Genomic DNA, 17,801 nt, shown 5'->3' with positions numbered 1-17,801 from the left:
CCTCATCGTTTCTACAAAAATTTATTATTGACGTACAAACACTTAATAAATTTGTAATTTTTATAACTTATATTGAATCAAGGCGCCTGTGTAAAAATGTATGTATAACAATCCTAGGCACTAGGTGTTGAATTCATCGTCTATAAGTATACGATGAATTCAAACGAACATGATAATCGTCATCATTTAAGTCAAAATTAAAAGTCAAAATTAAAAAATTTGGTTTAATCATGAAAAAAAGCATCGTTATTACTGGTATAGCATTTTTCATTGCTGGCATGGGTATGAAACCTTTAATCGTAGCCAATGCTAAAACTCCTGCGGTCAAACCAACTATTAACACGCAACAAACTAATACACCAGTTAATACACCAAAAATTACCCCTACTGCTTCTTCCAAGGTTGAATTAATTTCCGCAGGCGCTGAACCACGTCAAGAACTACGGATAAAGCCAGTTGTGGGCACAAGAGAACTCGCTGATATGAAGGTTAATGTTGACATGGTAATTTCTATTGAGGGTAAACCTTCACCAGCCTTTAAAATGCCTGCAACAATAATGAAAACTGATGTTGTGGTAACAAAGGTTGAACCAAATGGTGATGTGCATTATGAGTTTTCTTATAAAGACGTTGATATTCAAGGTGATACATCATTACCACCAGCAGCTATTAGCAAAATGCGTGGAGAAATTAAAAAACTGACTGGAATGAAAGGTACAGCAGTAGTTGATAGTCGTGGGCAAACCAAACAAACAAATCTTACCCTTCCCCAAGGTCTAGACAACAGCCTTAACCAATACATCGACCAATTCTCAAATTCTATGCAGCAACTGTCTACACCTTTTCCACTAGAAGCTGTAGGTGTTGGCGCCAAATGGCGTACGACCGAAAGTGTTAATGTCAGTGGAATGACAGTTAATCAAAGTGCATTGTACGAGTTGGTTAGCATTAAAGATAATCTTGCGACTTTCAACGTTACAATCGAACAGCAAGTACCAGGACAACAAAAATTAAACTTGCCGCAGGCGCCTGCTGGAGTGACGATGACTGTTAAGTCATATGACGGTAAAGGTCAGGGACAAGCGCAAATCAACATGAATAAATTAATGCCAGTTAGTTCTAATGTATCGATAACTGCGAACTCGTTGTGGGGAATGACACCTGCCAATAGTAAGAAAGAAATAACGATGAACCAGCAAATGTCAATCCAAATGACTATTGACTCAAAATAATTACACCCCTATTTCTTTAGAGTAGTTGAGCTTGGGTCATGAAATCGATAATATTTACGATTATCAGTCAACAACTTCAATCCAAAACACTAATCTAAATTATTAGGGGAGGGGTGTCTTAAATGTCCGACGTAGAAACCAATGAAACTCGTGAGGAGCGCATCAAGAACGAAATACTTGTTGATGCTGAAGACAAAGAAGACCGCGCGATGGGCTGGTATTATTACCTAGACGATTGCCTAAATTTTCCATTTAATGCTAAATGGGCAAAAAAGGGACGTAAAGGAACTGCACCAGAAAAGGATGTCGAAGTTTTAGCGATGGCAACCGAAGAAGAGTGCTTACGCGATATGCTCGTGGAAGTAGTCGAGGTTGGTGGTAAGGACGAGGACGTTGACATTGCGCGGTTAACTGATTTGAAGGTGCTTGATGCTGATGAAGATACTCAGGAAGCGCTAGATGACTGGTACTACTGGGTAGCAAAAGGTTACAAGTTCTAATTTAATAATTTATAGAAACCGGGTTTCTAGCAAAAACCCGGTTTCTTTTCGTGTAAATACAATTTATAATAAATATTAATTTATGTCATTTAATATTTTAAGTTTAGATGGGGGTGGAATTCGCGGAATTGTTGCGGCGAAAATGCTATCTATTATCGAAAAACAAATTGATAAACCATTAAATGAGTATTTTCAGCTAATTACTGGAACTTCTACTGGTTCTATATTAGCGGCAGCTATAGCAAGTGGGCGTAGTAGTCAAGAAATTGTTGATTTATATAAACAGCAAAGTTCGATTATTTTTCCTTATAGAAAGCGTTTTAGTCTTAAACGTTTACCTTTACTTTTTAAACATGGCATATCGGCGCCTAAGTACTCAGATAAAGGTTTAATTCAAGTTTTACAAGGTGTTTTTGGAGATACAACGCTTTTTGATATTACTTCGCCGTTATTATTAATAATATCTTTTGATACTATTGAGCGTTCGCCTATCTTTTTTAAAAGCTGGCGCCAAGATAAAGGTTATGGCAACGTGCCATTATGGGAAGTATGTGTTTGTTCGGCATCGGCGCCTACTTATTTTCCTGCACACAAACTTAACAGACGAATTGGTGGAACCGCGCAAGATGGATATAGTGATGCAATTATATTAGATGATGGCGCCGCTTCAGTCGATAATATCTATAACAACATGCAAATCAGTATTATCGACGGTACAGGAATTTCACAAACCCGCACAATTAAAAAATATATCGGCTCAACTCGCACCTGCACAATATACCCAGCTTGGGAAAAAGTTCCTGATAAAACTTCGATTTACTCAATCAAATCACAATACTCAGCTATTGATGGAGGAGTTGCGGCAAATAACCCCTCAAGTTGTGCAGTTGCAGAAGCATTAAGATTAGGATATTCCATTCAAGACATTCGCGTTCTTTCCATCGGAACAGGAGAACGCACACGCATAATTCCATTTGAACAAGCGCAACATTGGGGTTTAATACAATGGGCACAACCTTTAATTGGTATACTTTTTGACGGTTCATCTGAAATATACGAGTATATAACTAAGCAAATAGCTCATCAGCGTATACTCAGACTACAATTTAAACTCGATAGAGAACTTACAGGAAAACGTCTTAGCGACGATATCGACGACGTAAGTCCAGAAAATATTAGCAACTTGCTTGAAGCTGCCCAAGTTTATATGCAGCAACCTAACATACAAACATCACTACATAAATTTTTGAGCAATTAGCAACTTCCAAATCAAAAAATCTCCAAAATTCTATTGTGGGGTGGGCATCCTTGCCCGCCCTGACCCACCGGACGGGCGAGGACACCCATCCCACAAGATGGTTAATCTAATTTTTGGAAAACTCTTAGCAGTTGTGCGAAAAATTCTTCCATTCTGTACTCAAAAACAGTTTCCCAGAGTAAAGACCCGTTGTATCTTATTTCATACACACCAGAGCCTAACTCTCGGAAATCCGCAATTAATCCTTCACGTTTTGCATGACTTAGCCTTTTTATGGTGCAAGGTGTAATTTCCATGACTCTCTCCCGTTCTGTTCGTGTCAGAGCCTTCCAAGCTGCTTGCTTACAATCTTCATAAGCTCTAAGTGCTTTGCTAATCTCTTCCCATGAGTTAGCTGTTTGGAAAATTTGAATCAATAAATCAACTGACGCCAGTTGATTTACCTCAACCTCTACAGAGGATGTTAAAAATTCGTAATCATCGATTGAATCATCTTTTTCCTCTGGTTCAAAACTCCAAGCACCTTGAACATGTTCATCTTCATCACACTCGTGACTATAGTCCGAAGTTTCCGACTCCGTTAAATCAGGTTCTGCGGTTACTTGGTCAGCATCCCAAGATTCATACAAGTTTACAGGCGCCGTTTCTACTTCGTTATTAGGCGCCGAATATTCAGTTACTTCTAGCTCTTGGGTAACGTTATCTGATACAGAACTAGCTTCTTGTAGAAATTGATATTTAGATTCATAACGAATTACCACCGCATCAGAGATAATTGCTTGTGCAGTTCTACTTTCAGCGTTCATCATGAATTCCAATATGACTCCTATCGGTTGGTCATATATAGGACCAATTTGACAAGCGCGCTTTCCATCTATCAGTTGCCAAATAGTTGATGTATCTTCTTCTGTTTCTTCCCTTTTAGCTCGCGGTTTACGACACTGTTTCAAATAACCACGAACTTTGTCCTGAGTAATAGTAGCCAAGGTCTTCATCTGACTAATAACAGAACTATATTTCTTTAGGTTCCCAGCTATCTGAAACAGTGTATGTAGTTCAACTTGTGCTAACTCATATGGAAGAAAGTTGTTAAAAGCTGCTTCCAACTTTAGGTAACGCTTCTCTTCCCCCTCCCAACCTAACTTTTTTAACAATTCTTTATATTCTTTTCTAGCCAACGTTGCTTTTTGCTTTGCTAGCCAGAACGCATAATGTATAACACGCACGGTTGACGTATATAAGGCGCAGAAAGGATGCGGACAATCGTCAGCATTAGTCATGAAGTCGCTAAACTGTGCTGAAGATATAACAAGTTCGTCCAAACTGGTAGTGCTAAAACCTTGGAATTGTGTCATCATAGTATTTTGGAATTAATTCAAAGTGGCTGTACTAATCTTGCCGGACGTGTGCAGCCGCTTTATTTTGACAATATTTATTTTACTGCTAATTGTAGCTTATAGTTACATATAATTGTTAAATATTTTTGCGGAATTAAAAAAAGCACTGATATCCACCTTGAATGCTTTGCAAAGCACTTGTACTACTTCAACAGAGACGGTTAAGTTGTCGCTTTTGAGGCGTCTTACAAATATATGAGGCTGTTCTAGCTGCTGTATATATTGATGCGTAATCTTGTGTCCTAAGTTTTCAGTTACTTCTGATAGGTATCGGCGAGACATTTCACCCCGTAGTGCTTGTAGGGTTAACGCTTGCTGAGAAGTCCACTTCAAACTATAAATGTGGTCTATATCTATCATGACCATTTCATTTTTACTGTTGATAGTTGCCACCATTGTAATTTTTATACGTTGTTGCTAGCAGTACTAACCTAACATTGCTTAGGGGACATATGAACAGCAATGTGGTGTGAATCCCAGGTACTGCCCCTATAAGAAGTATGGGTGCTAGGGGGTTGTATCGGCACCGGAGCATAACAATTTACTGTTACTCTCAGTAGGACACGCTTACCAATTTGTTTAAACGAAGAAACACTATAGCTTTTAGATGCACTTATACTCCAAACGGTTAAAATGTAAACTTATGTCATGAGTCACGAACTTAAACGGAGTTTTCCTGCTTTCTTGGCATCTTAAAGATTTTGATGCTTGTTTAAAAGTAAAGTTCTAACCCGTTTTGAGTATAAACATCAAGGAGCAGACTTCAATGTTCGGCGCCTATCTCACATCTTGCAGCATTCAAGGGCAAGCCAAAAGAAACCGGGCATATGAACGATAAATTAAGGTTTTATAGCGAAATTTTTGTGACTGTTGCCCGGTTTCTAAGCCTGGTGCATTCCGGTGAGCTATGAACGTGCAACTGTACCACGTGTAACACCAAGTTGATTTTGTAACTTTAACTGGCGCCACAATTGCGAACCAGTTATTTTACCTTGTAACAACTGTTGATAGTTTTGTATTATTTGAGCCACCTCTTCGGGTTTTTCATTTACAAACTCAATCCGAAAACTTTGCAAACCAAGCTCAATTAATCGCTGTACGTACTCGGCGCCAGTTTGAGCAGTGGCATTAAATACCGTATTGCGACATCCTAAGTCAGCTTGGAGAATATGCTCGCTTCCGACTCTATCACGTAACTTAACCTCATGTTTTTCACATGGGCGCCCGCAATCACGAAAATCTTTGCCATCAGAAAGAAACGCGCAAAATACACAATGCTCCATATGGAACATAGGCATATGTTGATGTATAGTGACTTCGTACCAGTTAGGAGGTGAGGTTGTAAGTAAATCTTCTAACTGATTAATATTTAAGTCATAAGAAGCAGTTAACCGTTCTAAGCCAAAATTATTCTTGAAATAATCTGCTGTTAATGGGTTCGCGACATTAAGCGAAAAATCTCCTATACATCTATCATTGGCAAAGAATTGAAGATGGTCATAGTTACGTATTAAATACCCATCAGCATTACACGCACGTACCTGCTGTAAAATCCAGTTTTCCCCAGGTTTGGTAATTCGTGGTGGTGCAACAAAAATTGTCGTGGGTGTAGAGACGCGTTCACGCAGTGTCCCGCAGGGAATAATCGCGTCTCTACGGATATTATTGCTTTTAACGATTTCTACTGCTTCGCGATATTTTTTGGGGTCTTCAAACTCACAATATACCGTCTCAATTCCTGCATTGAGTGCAGTTTGTAGCTGTTCGAGGTTACGAACTAAGACAATTAGAGAAACAGAAGGTAGAGACGCGTTCACGTAGTGTCCCGCAGGGAATAATCGCGTCTCTACTTGTCGTGTAGGTAATAAATCTTTTAGCGAAGCATTTGCTTTTAATTGCCAGCGTTTCGGTTTTGCTCGTTGTTCTTCTAACTTTGCGACAATATCTCGACGCATTCGGTTTAATTCGCTGACTGGAACAATTACCTCACCTTTAAGATTATTCGTTAAATTACCCAACTTAAACGGTGTATTACCTAAACGTCCAAATTGTTCTTCTAATTTTTCTTGCGTTAACGGTTTATTGCGGGCAGTTTCTAATGGAACTGAAGATTCAACTAAAACTATATTACCTATTTCATCGCGACAAACGGCGCCTAAACAAACTCCACTTTCTCCATGAACTTCAATATCAAGGGGACGCTGGAACTGTGGTATATCTCCAGCATAACTTTGTCGTACCTGCTTATCTAATTCAGGGTCGCTAGTTTTCCATAGCTTATCCCCTATATAAATTCGGCGCCAGTTTATATTACCGCGTCCAAAGCTAATTACTGTATCTTTACCTTGTTGCTGTACAGCATATACTCGTCCACCTTCTTCTTTTACTTCTGGATGTCCGTTGTCAAATACAATACCGTCACCTGGTTTTAGTGGCGCCTCTAATTTAACTACTACTTCTTCGTTATTTACACGTTTAACTCTACCTAAATATACTCCGCGCTTCTTGCCAAATTTAGCATGTACTAACTCTTGATTGTTGATTCCACGGAACCAGCCTGTATATAAACCGCGCGAAAACGCCATTTCTAAATTATATTCTTCTTCTTTTGAAGTATTTTCTACTATTTCTTCTTCTGGTGCCTCCATTAATTTATCTAATGCTTCACGATAAACACGAGTAACGTTTGCTACATATTCAGGTGCTTTTAATCGTCCTTCAATTTTAAGACAGCTAGCTCCAGATTTAACTAAATCGGGTAAAACGCTTAAACCAGCTAAATCTTGTGGACTAAGTAAATATTTTTTATCTTTTAAATTTAATACTTCACCATCAACTACCATTTCATATGGCATTCTACAAGCTTGGGCACATTCTCCTCGGTTTGCAGAACGTCCTCCTAATGCTTCAGATGTTAAACATTGTCCTGAATATGCCACACATAAGGCGCCGTGAACGAATACCTCTAAAGGTAAAGTGGCACCGCGATATTGCATTCTATTCTGAATTTTGCTAATTTCTGATAGCGAACATTCGCGTGCGAGTACAACTAAATTACATCCTAATTCCTGGGCAAACTCTACACCAACTTCGCTGGTAATAGTCATTTGAGTCGAAGCATGAATAGGAAAGTCTTCGGAAATGTGGCGAATTAAACGACAAATACCAATGTCTTGAACGATTACCGCGTCTACACCTGCGCTAATAATTGTACGTAAATATTTCTCAGCTTCGCGTAACTCTTGGGGAAATATTAATGTGTTAAGAGTAACGTATCCTTTAACACCACGACTATGTAGAAACTCCATTAACTCAGGCAAGTCAGCTTCGGTAAAATTTTCTGCACGCATTCTAGCGTTGAACTTGTCTAAACCGAAGTATATTGCATCGGCGCCGTTTTCTACAGCAGCTTTCGCACACTCCCAGTTACCTGCTGGCGCCAGAAGTGAGGGACGATTTAAAGTATGCGCGTTTTGTTGGGTAATTTGGAGTTCGGCTTGCATGGGTTTGTAAGGAGGAGAGTGACACCTTACTAATGATATCGTTTAGAAAGCTGCAATTGTAGCACAGGCCGGAAAGCCTGTGCAGTGATGTATTTTATTTACCACAGAGACACAGAGAACACAGAGAGAAGAGAAGCAGAGAGATTTACGCTGCAAACTCGTAAAATCTAGATTTAATACATGAAAATTCTGAACTCAAATTATCTTGCGCCGATAGATGTATAATTTGGTCATAAAAGCGCAAGGTTAGCAAAGGCAGTATATAAATGCTTTAAGCTAAGTTTTGCCCGGAATTATGAGGTATTAATCATGTCTGCTGATACAGCTAATTATACCCTTGATAACAATATAGCTACACAGGTATTTGATTGGCAAAATTGCTGGTATCCAATTACTTTTGTGCAAGACTTGTTCAACAATCACAAACCTTATAGTTTTTCCCTGTACGATGAACCTTTGATTTTATTTAGAGATATAGAAGGAAAACTAGTTTGTTTAAAAGACCTTTGCCCACATCGTGCAGCAAAATTATCTGATGGGCAAATAATAGATGGTAGAGTTGAATGCTTATATCATGGTTGGCAGTTTGGCGCCTCGGGAGAATGTCTTCATATTCCTCAATTACAAGACAAAGCGACAATTCCTAAACAAGCTTGTGTAAAATCGTTTGATGTGGTGGAATCTCAAGGCATAGTTTGGGTATGGTTAGGTACAAAGCACGAAAATAACAAGAACCTCATTCCCAATGTACCTGAAGTTGAAAAACCTGGATTATTTGTTGTAGACACAGTAACTGACTTGCCCTATGACCAAAACTTTTTAGTAGAAAATTTTCTAGACCCTGCTCATGTTCCAATTAGTCATGATGGTACAGAGTTAGGAATGAAGCGCTCATTAGCGTCACCTTTGGAAATGGAAGTATTATCATCTTCATTAAATGGTTTTATTAGTCGATACAGACGACCTGGTGGTGCTTGGGCTTCAACAGAATTTATTGCTCCCTGTTTGGTAAAGTATAATTTTAACAATGAAGCGGCTGGAATATTTGGTGGATTTGCATTGTATGCTGTTCCTAATGGTCAAGGTCAATGTCGAGTTTTAGTTAGAAGATACGGTAATTTCTTCAAGTGGTCTTTTCAACTAAAACCTCGCTGGTTTGAGCATTTACGTCAAAATAAGCTTTTAGAAGAAGATTTACCTTTTATTGTCAAACAACAATCATATATTGAGCAAACAGGTAAAAGCCTTAAAGAAGTTTATTTACCTCTTAAAACTTCAGATATATTTGTTATCGAACATCGAAAATGGCTAGATAAATTTGGTCAAAATTTACCTTTTTACCAAGGTTATATGACAGCGAAACAAACTAGCAGTAAGCGCTTAGAACCGATGCCATTCGATAGATTTTCGCGCCATACTCAAATTTGTAGCTCTTGCTATCGTGCTTACCAAAGAATAAATATACTCAAGCAAGTTCTAATTACAGCAGCTATCATTTTGGCTGGTTTAGGGATAATAGCAGAAGACAGCATTATTAAAATAATAGTTGTTTCTAGCTCTATTTTAGCAGCAGCAATGGCAGCAGGCGCCCAAAAGCTAAAAACCCACTTTGAACGCACTTACAATCAGCATGATTAATTTTGGCAGATTGGCGCCTGCTCTACAATATCTCTCCCAAACTTCTCTCTGTGTTTCTGTGCCTATATGGTAAAAATAGTTACATAAATACACAAGCAGGGATGCCTGTGCCACAATTTGCATAAATGAATATAAAAAATATTTAAAGTATTTATTTAGTCTAAGTATTATCACAGGCAAATTTCCAATCAAGCGCTAAAATAACAAATGTAGTCAACGCGCGCGAAACCAGATTGAGTGAAACTTCCGTAAAAGTTATACCTGGGCAGAAACTTCAGCCTTTAGAAAAAAAGGGCTTAGAATTGGTATCTCGGTTGCAGTCAGGACGCGATGTAGTACTGGCTATCGATTTAACCGAGAGTGTAGGGTTGAATGATGAGGGTCGTATTCGACTCCGGCAAATTGTTGAAGATAGTTTAAAGCCAGGGGATACAGTTTATGTTGTCGCTTTCAGTACGGATGTTGTTATCTCTGAAGCCAGGACAGATGTAAAACCATTTGGAACTCCTATAAAATTTATCAATAAAGATAAAGAGAATATTGACAAAGTTTTAAATAAAATACCTTTTGTTTCAGACCCAAATCGTTATGGTACGGATATACAGCGCGCGGAGCTAATTATTTATCAAGGTGTTGCTCAACTTAATCAAAATCGTTTGCGGCAAAATCAACCAGTTAAACAGCAATCTGTAATTTGGATTAGTGATGCACCTCTGTTGACTTCACCGGGTATTACTTCTGATGTTTGGATAGAAACTCCCGCGTCGAGTCCTTTTCGGATAGCAAATTCAAAAGAAAGTCAAGAACGACAGGCTTGGACAAAAGATGCTTTGCCATTGATTAAGCGGTCAAAGCCTATTAAAACTGAGGATAATAAAAATTATAATCTTTCTGTTGTTGATATTGCCCCTACAGTGCAGGAATTTTGCACTCCGGCGCCTGGTGGTGAACAAACTTGTTTAGTAACACCTTATTTAATTAAGCAGTTGTGGTTTCCTGGGTTAATATTTTTGTTATTGTTAGCAGGTTTAGTGTTTGGGGCTATTAAATTTAGTCGTTTGTGGAAGAAGTGGGAGTTAGTAGTTGATTTTAAAGCGACAGGAGACTCCGAAGACCAGGTATGTCGATTATCTAATAATAAGCGGATAGCTATTGGTGAGTACGATAGCACCTGTGAAGATTCTATAGATTGCCCAGGAGCAAAAGTAAGAGGTTATTTAGAAAGAAAAGGTGAAAAATTATATCTGGCGCCAGAGTCAGCATCTATTTATTATAACGGTAAAGAAATTACATCACGAACTGCCATATCTAAGTCTCAATTCCGGATAAATTGTCCTGATGGTAAACGAGACTATGAGATTTCTATTAGAGTTAAAAAATAAATGATTAGGGAGCAACCTATGGTTCAAGCACCGGGCAATGACCTGCAATATCGTGGAATCAATCGCACTGTTTGTATAGGTTTAGGTGGCACTGGACGAGATGTATTGATGCGAATCCGACGGTTGGTAGTTGACCGTTATAACGATTTGAGTCATTTGCCAATTGTTAGTTTTGTTCATATCGACACAGATAAAGCTGCAACTCAAGTTAGTGGTATTCGTAGTGGAAGTAGTTATCGCGGTGTTGACCTTAGTTTCCGTGAAGCTGAGAAGGTAAGTGCTACTATGTCCACTAATGAAGTAACAATGTTTGTAGAAGGTTTATCACGACGTTCAGAATATACTCGTCACGGTCCCTACGACCATATTGGTAGATGGTTTCCTCCACAATTATTGCGAAATATTAAAGCTGTTGAAGAAGGTGCCAAAGGTATTCGACCTGTAGGTAGATTGGCTTTTTTCCATAATTATCAAAAAGTTAGAACGGCAATTGAAACCGCAGAAAGACTCACGCGCGGTCATGATTCTTTGATGCTAAAGCAAGGTTTAAGAGTTGACCCAGGACTAAATATTTTTGTTGTTGGCTCTTTGTGCGGTGGTACTGGGAGCGGTATGTTCTTAGATGTTGCTTACGCTCTTAGACATCTTTACGGTAGTGAAAGTGTTCAAATTGTTGGCTATTTTGTCGTTAGTCCTGAATTGTATGGCAACACTCCTAATATGGGCGCCAATACTTATGCTGCGCTGAAAGAATTAAATTACTATAGTACTCCGGGAACAAAATTTGAAGCTTGCTATGATATTGATAATTTAGCAATAGTTCAAGAAAAACGTCCTCCATTTGACTATACTTATTTAGTTTCTAGTCAAACAAAAGGTGAGTATCAAATACTGTCACAAGGCAAACTATGTAACGTCATTGCTTATAAAATCGCCTTAGACTTTTCTGGTGAACTGGCGCCAACCGTTAAAGGACAAAGAGACAATTTTCTGCAACATTTAATTCAGTGGGATAAGCACCCACGTCCAAATGGACAACGATATTTAACATTTGGATTAGCGGCAATTTACTTCCCTCGTGATATTATCGTTCAAATTGCTTTAACTTGGATTAATCTAGATTTAACAAAATTCTGGTTGAATGGTAAAGGTCAAAGTCCTGAACCTCAACATTTATTGGAAGAGTTTTTAACTAGAAATAGCTGGCAAAATGACCGAGCAAAAAGTTATGAAATTGCTAGTAAATTATCAGAATCTATAGAAGAATCTAATAAAATTTTTACTAAAACTATTACAGATTGGAAAAATAAATTAGAACAGGTAATTTCTCGATGTCAAAATCGGGAAGAACGCAACTCGCTTCGTGGACAATTACCAAGAGAATTTAGAGAGCAGTTTCGCAAAGTTCAACCAGGTGAAACTGAGAATGTACGTGGTACTTGGTTGACTAAATTGCAACAAAACCGTCCTAAAGTTACTCAGCAACTCATAGCACATATTTATGAGTTTTTGGCTCGCTTGCTTACTCCTAGTGAACCCAATTTTTCTATTAAGAATACTCGTAACTGGTTAGATGCTTTGCAATATGATTTGCGTAAGTACCAATCTTCATTACAAGAACAAATATCTGAATATGGCGGAATGAAACGTTTAGAAGATATAGAAAAACAGTGGCGTGATGCTGAAGAATTGATTCAGGAGATAGAAGACAAACCTAGTATACCATTTGTAAATAATAAAAATCACCAATCACAAGACGAAGCTAGAAAAGCTTTACGAACTGCTACAGAGAGTATCAAGCATAACTTTGAGTTAACTGTTTTGCAAGAAGTAGCAAAGATTATTGATGATTTACAACAAATACTTCAAGAAATAAGTACTAAAGTTGCTGCGTTTAATAATTTAGTCGAAAATTTGATGCGTGCTTATGAAAAACAAGAAAGCGATTTAAAACAATTGAACTTTGATGAAATGAGTGGTGAGGCAATATTTGAAAACGAGGATATTGCTCGTTGCTATGAAGTGATGTTACCAGAAAATGATATCAAGAGCCAATTAGTGCTAGCGAGTTCAGTAATTATAGAACCAACTGGGCAAGAAAAATCTTTGGTTTGTTTTATTGACGAACGCACCTCCTTGCAGCAGCTGAAAAAAGATATTGATATTAAAGTTGATAGTTTATTTGCTCCAAAAAGTATTAATATCGTCAACTCTGTTATTAAACGCTTTATGCAAAAATATTCACAAGGAGCGCGCTCGACACGTCTAGCACAAATTATGCAGGAAGCTGAACCATTGCTGCGTTTAAACCTAAGCGACCCATATTACCGCGATGACCTAGCTAAAAGTAGTAAGTTAATTGGTTTTAAAGATACAGATGAGTCTGAAGTACAACAATTTAAAACATTGCTAGATAAAGATTTAGGAATTCCAGCAAGTGTACTTAAACCAACCCAAGCTGGGGACGAAATTTTAATAGTAAACGAGTACGCAGGGTTTCCACTCAGACTTGTAGGTTCTTTAGAAAAAATGCGGAACCCGTACCTACGCGAACAAAATTCTGCAACATCTTTTCTTCACAACGACTATAGCGCCTCTTTTCCTGATATCATTCCTCCAGATGCCATGCAAATGGAAAAATTAGAAGATATTTTTTATCCTTGCCTAGCGCTTGGTTTATTGTCAGACAGTCAGGACAATAAAAAATGTGAATTCCAATTTTATGATACGTTGCGCGATAGTTATCATATAGCTGCTTTAAGTAAAGAATGGAACCAAGCTTTAGAAGAACTTGCTAACCGTTCGGATATGACTCAAGCTTTAGAAAAACTTTTGGATGAAGAAATTGCGGTTATCGAAAAACAACCTGAACTTTGGGATCAGGAGTATCTATTAAAATTGCGCGCTTTTATTAAGCAAATAGATGATTTAGCACCAGATAGTCCCAATTATCCTTTTAAGTCAACAGTCATTGGCAGTAATGACGCTAGCGCAAAGGAGGGTATAATTCCACGCTTTCGTAGAAAAATAGAAACACGATTAAAAACTTCTCAACCAGTAATTTCTGATTCAAAAAAGAATTATGGACAAGTTTTGCTTCCAGAAATAGTTAATGATTCAATTCAGGATTCAACTCATACAACTAGTACTATTGATAATAGAGCAAAACGTCGGCAAGAACTGGAACTTCTACAGAAAGATTTGTCAAATGGTATTATTACTCAGGATGAATACGAATCTGAACGCCAAAAAATATTGAAAGCATATCCCTTAACTTAATTCTTTTGGATGGGCGCCTGCTTGAATATGAATACAAGTACAAACACTTAAGGCATTATAATGGAAACAATACCACCATACTTAATTATTCTTATTATCATTCTTGTAATTTTACCATCTTGTATTACTATATACTTACGCTGGCAACTTTACCAAAATTTAATTGATTTAGAAAAACAAGTAAGAAGATTAATCGACCTAAACATAGCAGGAATTAAACCGCGAATAATAGAAAAGTTAGAAACAAGATTTGAGGTAGCAAGCCGAAACTTAGAGCAAGTTAATACAGGAGCATTAATAAATCAAATTTACAGTCAAGAAAAGTTAGGAAAAATTACTTACGACCAAATTGAATATTTGTGTAGATTATTGCCTAATTTACTGCTTGCATTCGGCTTATTGGGAACTTTTTTAGGTATCACAATTAATTTATCATCACTTAGCCAAACGCTTAATCAAACAAGTGCTAACAATATCAGTAATTTAGTACAGGAATTACAACAACCATTGCAAGGCATGAGTATTGCCTTTGTTACAAGCTTAACAGGGCTTTTTTTTAGTGCAGTAATTACAGTAATATCTTGGATTAAAAACACTAGCTTTGCCAAATATAGATTAATTAATTGCCTAGAAGATTATCTAGATAATATTTACCAACCACAATTACAAGGTGATACTCGACTTGACAAAATAGTTAATCGAATGGTTCAGCAGCAAGATGAGTTTTTAACTAACTTTGGCAAAACCGTTCGTGAAGCAGTTGAGTCATCTATGGGACGTGTCGCACAGCAAATGATTGAAGGGAACCGGGAAGCAACTAAGCTAGCAAAACAAGTTTATGAACAATTTTACAATGCCGCTGGAACTATTAATTCTGCTGCTACTAGATTTGACCAAGCAATGGAAGCGTTGAGTAAAAATTCTGAAGTATTTACACAAGCAGCAAAAACTTTTGAAAAAAGTGATTTTCCACAAAAATTATCAACAGCTACGACGCAGTTATCCACCACACAAGAAAAATTCACTCGTTCCGCAACAAGTCTAGCTGAAACAATGAGTGTGCTACTGTCTTGTATTCAAGAATTAAGCGACTTAGGTAAAGGTATTAAAACCTTAAATGAAACCTCTATTGATATACTAGTATTACATCAAAATAATCAACACTCACTTAAAGAGATTATTCCTCAGCTTAAGCAAGGCGCAAATAATTTATCTAGAACTTTAAATAAGATAGAAAAACTAGAGCAAAAAATTACCGATAAAGCAGATAGTTTGGAGAAAGTAGATACTTCTTTAGTACAGTTATTGCAAGTAGTAAGAAGCTATACAGAAGGTCTTAGTTTGGGTATTGAGTCTTTAACAGACCGCATCAATTCATCTGTTTCTCAGCAAATCATCTCTAATAATCAAAAGATTGATAAATTAACTAGTGAGCTTAAAGATATTGTAACCAAAAATAATATCCAATCTGTTGAAAATTATCAAAACATAGGCGCGCGCTTTATAGAAGGTATTGATAAACTCACTACAAATAATCGCACAATGTATCAAGAATTGGTTGCAACTCAAATTCAACAATGCATAAAACAGCTTCAGGAAATGAAACAATTAATTGCCCAATCTAAATAATTATGGCGAAAAATTTACGACAAGATACTGACATTGAAGACTTGAATATTTGGCCTGCTTTTACAGACTTAATGTCTAATGCCTTCATGATATTATTACTATTATTGTTAATAGCTCTGACCAAATATACAATATCTAATAGCGCAAATACAGGTACCCCACCAATTCTACTTATTCCAGATGAAAATTATAGATTTGACCCTGGTAGCGCGGTAGTTCCACGTGCAATGTTAGATTATATTAAAACTAAACTAGTCCCAAACATTAAAAAAACAACCAAAGATTACAATATAAATACAGTTGAAATTATTGGTCATACTGATGAACAACCTATTGGTACTAGTACAAGTAATTTAGATAATTATTTAGAAAGGGCAGCTAATCTCAAGGGTTCAATGAGCAACTTGAAAGCAGGTTCTAATGCTGACTTAGGGCTGATGCGTTCTCTTGCTGTAGTCCAAGAGCTACTAAGAATTCAACGAAAAGACAAAAGCATGGCAGGAATTAAGTTTCGCGCTTATTCCGCAGCACAATTAATTTTACCTAATGGTGACTTTGCCCCCATCCCACAACAACAGCGTCAGTCTGAAGCTAAACGGCGCCGTATCGAAATTCGCTTTACCCGTCTAGGTGAAGTGAAAGAAGTTAGGTAGGGTGGGCTTAAGCTACCTTACTATCAAAATATATCTTGCGACTGACTATTTTATCTTTCCTAAGTGGCAATGTTGTATTGTTGGCATGATTTCAACTTCGGAAGACGGTTATTACTACCCTTTGTATTTAAAGAGTTGTTACAGTAGAAGAGTAATTACTTTAAGCGCTTATACGGAATTGATAAGTAAATGAGGCTGCATCTAAAATAAGTTTTCTTTAAATATGTATATAGAGCTTGAAGTCTGATTTTTTAGTCAAGACGCTTCACACTTCATTGCTTTATTGTTTTATATTTTGCTCGCTAAATTTAGCTAGGGTTTATGTTGGGTTCCGCAAAGCCTCCACCCAACCTACGATTGTTTAACAAGTTTTATTTTTGATCAATTTCTCACTTATTTGACAGTGAAAAAGCTCTTTTTTACGGTAATAATTGCTTTACTTAGTTTAATTATGGTTTTAGTTACATCTTCATTACACGATAATATCAGTGCGCGTACTATCAATCAAATATATGTTTTTGGTGATAGTCTTTCGGATGTCGGAAATATGTATCGCGCAACGAATAGAAACTATCCACCGAATCCTCCCTATTTTCAAGGACGTTATTCTAATGGTCAGGTGTGGGTTGAGTATCTTGCCTCAAAGTTAACGCTTGATGCTAAACAAAGTGCAAATTTTGCTTTTGGTGGCGCCATGACGGGTAAGGTTAGTAATAATGGTATCCCTGGTTTACTAGGACAAGTTGAAAACTTTACTAAACAGGCAGATGTAAACGATAATGGACTATATATAATTTGGGCTGGTGCTAATGACTATATATATGGTATTGCTGATTCGACGGCGCCTGTTATAAACATTACTCAAGCCGTTGAGTCTTTACTGAAGGCAGGCGCCAAAAAAATCTTGGTTGCGGATTTACCAGATTTGGGTGATTTACCAGCGACTAAAAGCAGTGCTAGTTCTCAAAGTTTAAGTGCAGTCACAAAAGCACATAATCAGGGTTTAACCAAATCATTATCGCAACTGCGGCAAAAATTTGACTCTAATTCACAAATCATTGAGTTAGATGTAAGTTCACTCTATAGGGATGCAATTTCTAACCCATCTAAATATGGTTTTACAAATGTGACAAGTGCTTGCTTAAATCAAGGAGCAACTTGTAGTAATCCTAACCAATTTTTATTTTGGGATGGTATTCATCCAACAACTGCCGCACATCAAATTATTGCCGAAAAAGCCTTTACTGTTCTTAATACTCAAACTTCTCAATTACAATTAGGCGCCGTTTAACTCTTTGCTTTGTGTACTTTGTGTCCTTTGCCGCCTTAT

12 protein-coding genes are annotated in these 17,801 nt (G+C 37.3%); 9 read left to right on the top strand and 3 right to left on the bottom strand.

From position 1 onward, the window contains the following. Positions 1 to 230 precede the first annotated feature (230 nt). From DSM106972_RS26185 to DSM106972_RS26175, 3 genes are all read left to right on the top strand, one after another. A complete protein-coding gene (locus DSM106972_RS26185) occupies positions 231 to 1,232 on the top strand; it encodes a DUF6263 family protein (protein WP_127083449.1) in 1,002 nt (333 codons plus the stop codon). 122 nt (positions 1,233 to 1,354) lie between these two features. Further along, positions 1,355 to 1,732: a calcium-binding protein gene (locus DSM106972_RS26180; protein WP_073621235.1), complete on the top strand. Its 378-nt coding sequence runs from the start codon at positions 1,355 to 1,357 to the stop codon at positions 1,730 to 1,732. An 82-nt stretch (positions 1,733 to 1,814) separates the two neighbouring features. After that, the gene (locus DSM106972_RS26175; protein WP_127083448.1) at positions 1,815 to 2,990 is read left to right on the top strand and encodes a patatin-like phospholipase family protein; all 1,176 of its coding nucleotides are present in this window, start codon (positions 1,815 to 1,817) and stop codon (positions 2,988 to 2,990) included. 101 nt (positions 2,991 to 3,091) lie between these two features. Here DSM106972_RS26175 and DSM106972_RS26170 read toward each other — a convergent pair whose 3' ends face one another. The 3 genes from DSM106972_RS26170 to DSM106972_RS26160 all read right to left on the bottom strand — a co-directional run bounded on the left by DSM106972_RS26170 (position 3,092) and on the right by DSM106972_RS26160 (position 7,890). After that, positions 3,092 to 4,348 carry an Alr2735 family protein gene (locus tag DSM106972_RS26170; RefSeq protein WP_127083447.1) on the bottom strand — a complete coding sequence of 419 codons (1,257 nt, stop codon included), beginning with the start codon at positions 4,346 to 4,348 and terminating at the stop codon, positions 3,092 to 3,094. Between the two features lie 102 nt (positions 4,349 to 4,450). Further along, positions 4,451 to 4,783: a hypothetical protein gene (locus tag DSM106972_RS26165; protein ID WP_127083446.1), complete on the bottom strand. Its 333-nt coding sequence runs from the start codon at positions 4,781 to 4,783 to the stop codon at positions 4,451 to 4,453. A 509-nt stretch (positions 4,784 to 5,292) separates the two neighbouring features. Continuing rightward, positions 5,293 to 7,890 (bottom strand): U32 family peptidase, encoded by a 2,598-nt coding sequence (locus DSM106972_RS26160; RefSeq protein WP_127083445.1) that lies wholly within the window; start codon positions 7,888 to 7,890, stop codon positions 5,293 to 5,295. 309 nt (positions 7,891 to 8,199) lie between these two features. On the opposite strand from DSM106972_RS26160, the gene DSM106972_RS26155 reads away from it, so the two are divergent. From DSM106972_RS26155 to DSM106972_RS26130, 6 genes are all read left to right on the top strand, one after another. Next, entirely contained in the window at positions 8,200 to 9,528 is a 1,329-nt protein-coding gene (locus DSM106972_RS26155; protein ID WP_127083444.1) for an aromatic ring-hydroxylating dioxygenase subunit alpha, read from the top strand. Between the two features lie 233 nt (positions 9,529 to 9,761). After that, complete coding sequence (locus DSM106972_RS26150) at positions 9,762 to 10,910, top strand: VWA domain-containing protein (protein ID WP_127083443.1); 1,149 nt, start codon at positions 9,762 to 9,764, stop codon at positions 10,908 to 10,910. Between the two features lie 18 nt (positions 10,911 to 10,928). Then, positions 10,929 to 14,189, top strand: a complete 3,261-nt coding sequence (locus DSM106972_RS26145; protein ID WP_127083442.1) for a tubulin-like doman-containing protein — start codon at positions 10,929 to 10,931, stop codon at positions 14,187 to 14,189. 60 nt (positions 14,190 to 14,249) lie between these two features. Beyond that, entirely contained in the window at positions 14,250 to 15,818 is a 1,569-nt protein-coding gene (locus tag DSM106972_RS26140) for a hypothetical protein (protein ID WP_127083441.1), read from the top strand. Positions 15,819 to 15,820: 2 nt separating this feature from the next. Then, positions 15,821 to 16,471 carry an OmpA family protein gene (locus DSM106972_RS26135; RefSeq protein ID WP_127083440.1) on the top strand — a complete coding sequence of 217 codons (651 nt, stop codon included), beginning with the start codon at positions 15,821 to 15,823 and terminating at the stop codon, positions 16,469 to 16,471. A gap of 451 nt (positions 16,472 to 16,922) precedes the next feature. Continuing rightward, positions 16,923 to 17,762: an SGNH/GDSL hydrolase family protein gene (locus DSM106972_RS26130; protein WP_127083439.1), complete on the top strand. Its 840-nt coding sequence runs from the start codon at positions 16,923 to 16,925 to the stop codon at positions 17,760 to 17,762. The last annotated feature ends 39 nt before the right edge of the window (positions 17,763 to 17,801 follow it).

It is taken from the genome of Dulcicalothrix desertica PCC 7102 (genome assembly GCF_003991905.1).
Taxonomy (GTDB): Bacteria; Cyanobacteriota; Cyanobacteriia; order Cyanobacteriales; family Nostocaceae; genus Dulcicalothrix; species Dulcicalothrix desertica.
The sequence above is the reverse complement of the archived record's forward strand: the minus strand, read 5'-3'. Positions and strand labels throughout refer to the sequence as shown.

Bases quoted from the DNA above. Each gene is read 5' to 3' on its own strand.
- DSM106972_RS26145 (WP_127083442.1), top strand. From the start codon at position 10,929: ATGGTTCAAGCACCGGGCAATGACCTGCAATATCGTGGAATCAATCGC.
- DSM106972_RS26180 (WP_073621235.1), top strand. From the start codon at position 1,355: ATGTCCGACGTAGAAACCAATGAAACTCGTGAGGAGCGCATCAAGAAC.
- DSM106972_RS26160 (WP_127083445.1), bottom strand. From the start codon at position 7,890: ATGCAAGCCGAACTCCAAATTACCCAACAAAACGCGCATACTTTAAAT.
- DSM106972_RS26175 (WP_127083448.1), top strand. From the start codon at position 1,815: ATGTCATTTAATATTTTAAGTTTAGATGGGGGTGGAATTCGCGGAATT.
- DSM106972_RS26155 (WP_127083444.1), top strand. From the start codon at position 8,200: ATGTCTGCTGATACAGCTAATTATACCCTTGATAACAATATAGCTACA.
- DSM106972_RS26170 (WP_127083447.1), bottom strand. From the start codon at position 4,348: ATGATGACACAATTCCAAGGTTTTAGCACTACCAGTTTGGACGAACTT.
- DSM106972_RS26165 (WP_127083446.1), bottom strand. From the start codon at position 4,783: ATGGTGGCAACTATCAACAGTAAAAATGAAATGGTCATGATAGATATA.
- DSM106972_RS26130 (WP_127083439.1), top strand. From the start codon at position 16,923: ATGGTTTTAGTTACATCTTCATTACACGATAATATCAGTGCGCGTACT.
- DSM106972_RS26140 (WP_127083441.1), top strand. From the start codon at position 14,250: ATGGAAACAATACCACCATACTTAATTATTCTTATTATCATTCTTGTA.
- DSM106972_RS26135 (WP_127083440.1), top strand. From the start codon at position 15,821: ATGGCGAAAAATTTACGACAAGATACTGACATTGAAGACTTGAATATT.
- DSM106972_RS26185 (WP_127083449.1), top strand. From the start codon at position 231: ATGAAAAAAAGCATCGTTATTACTGGTATAGCATTTTTCATTGCTGGC.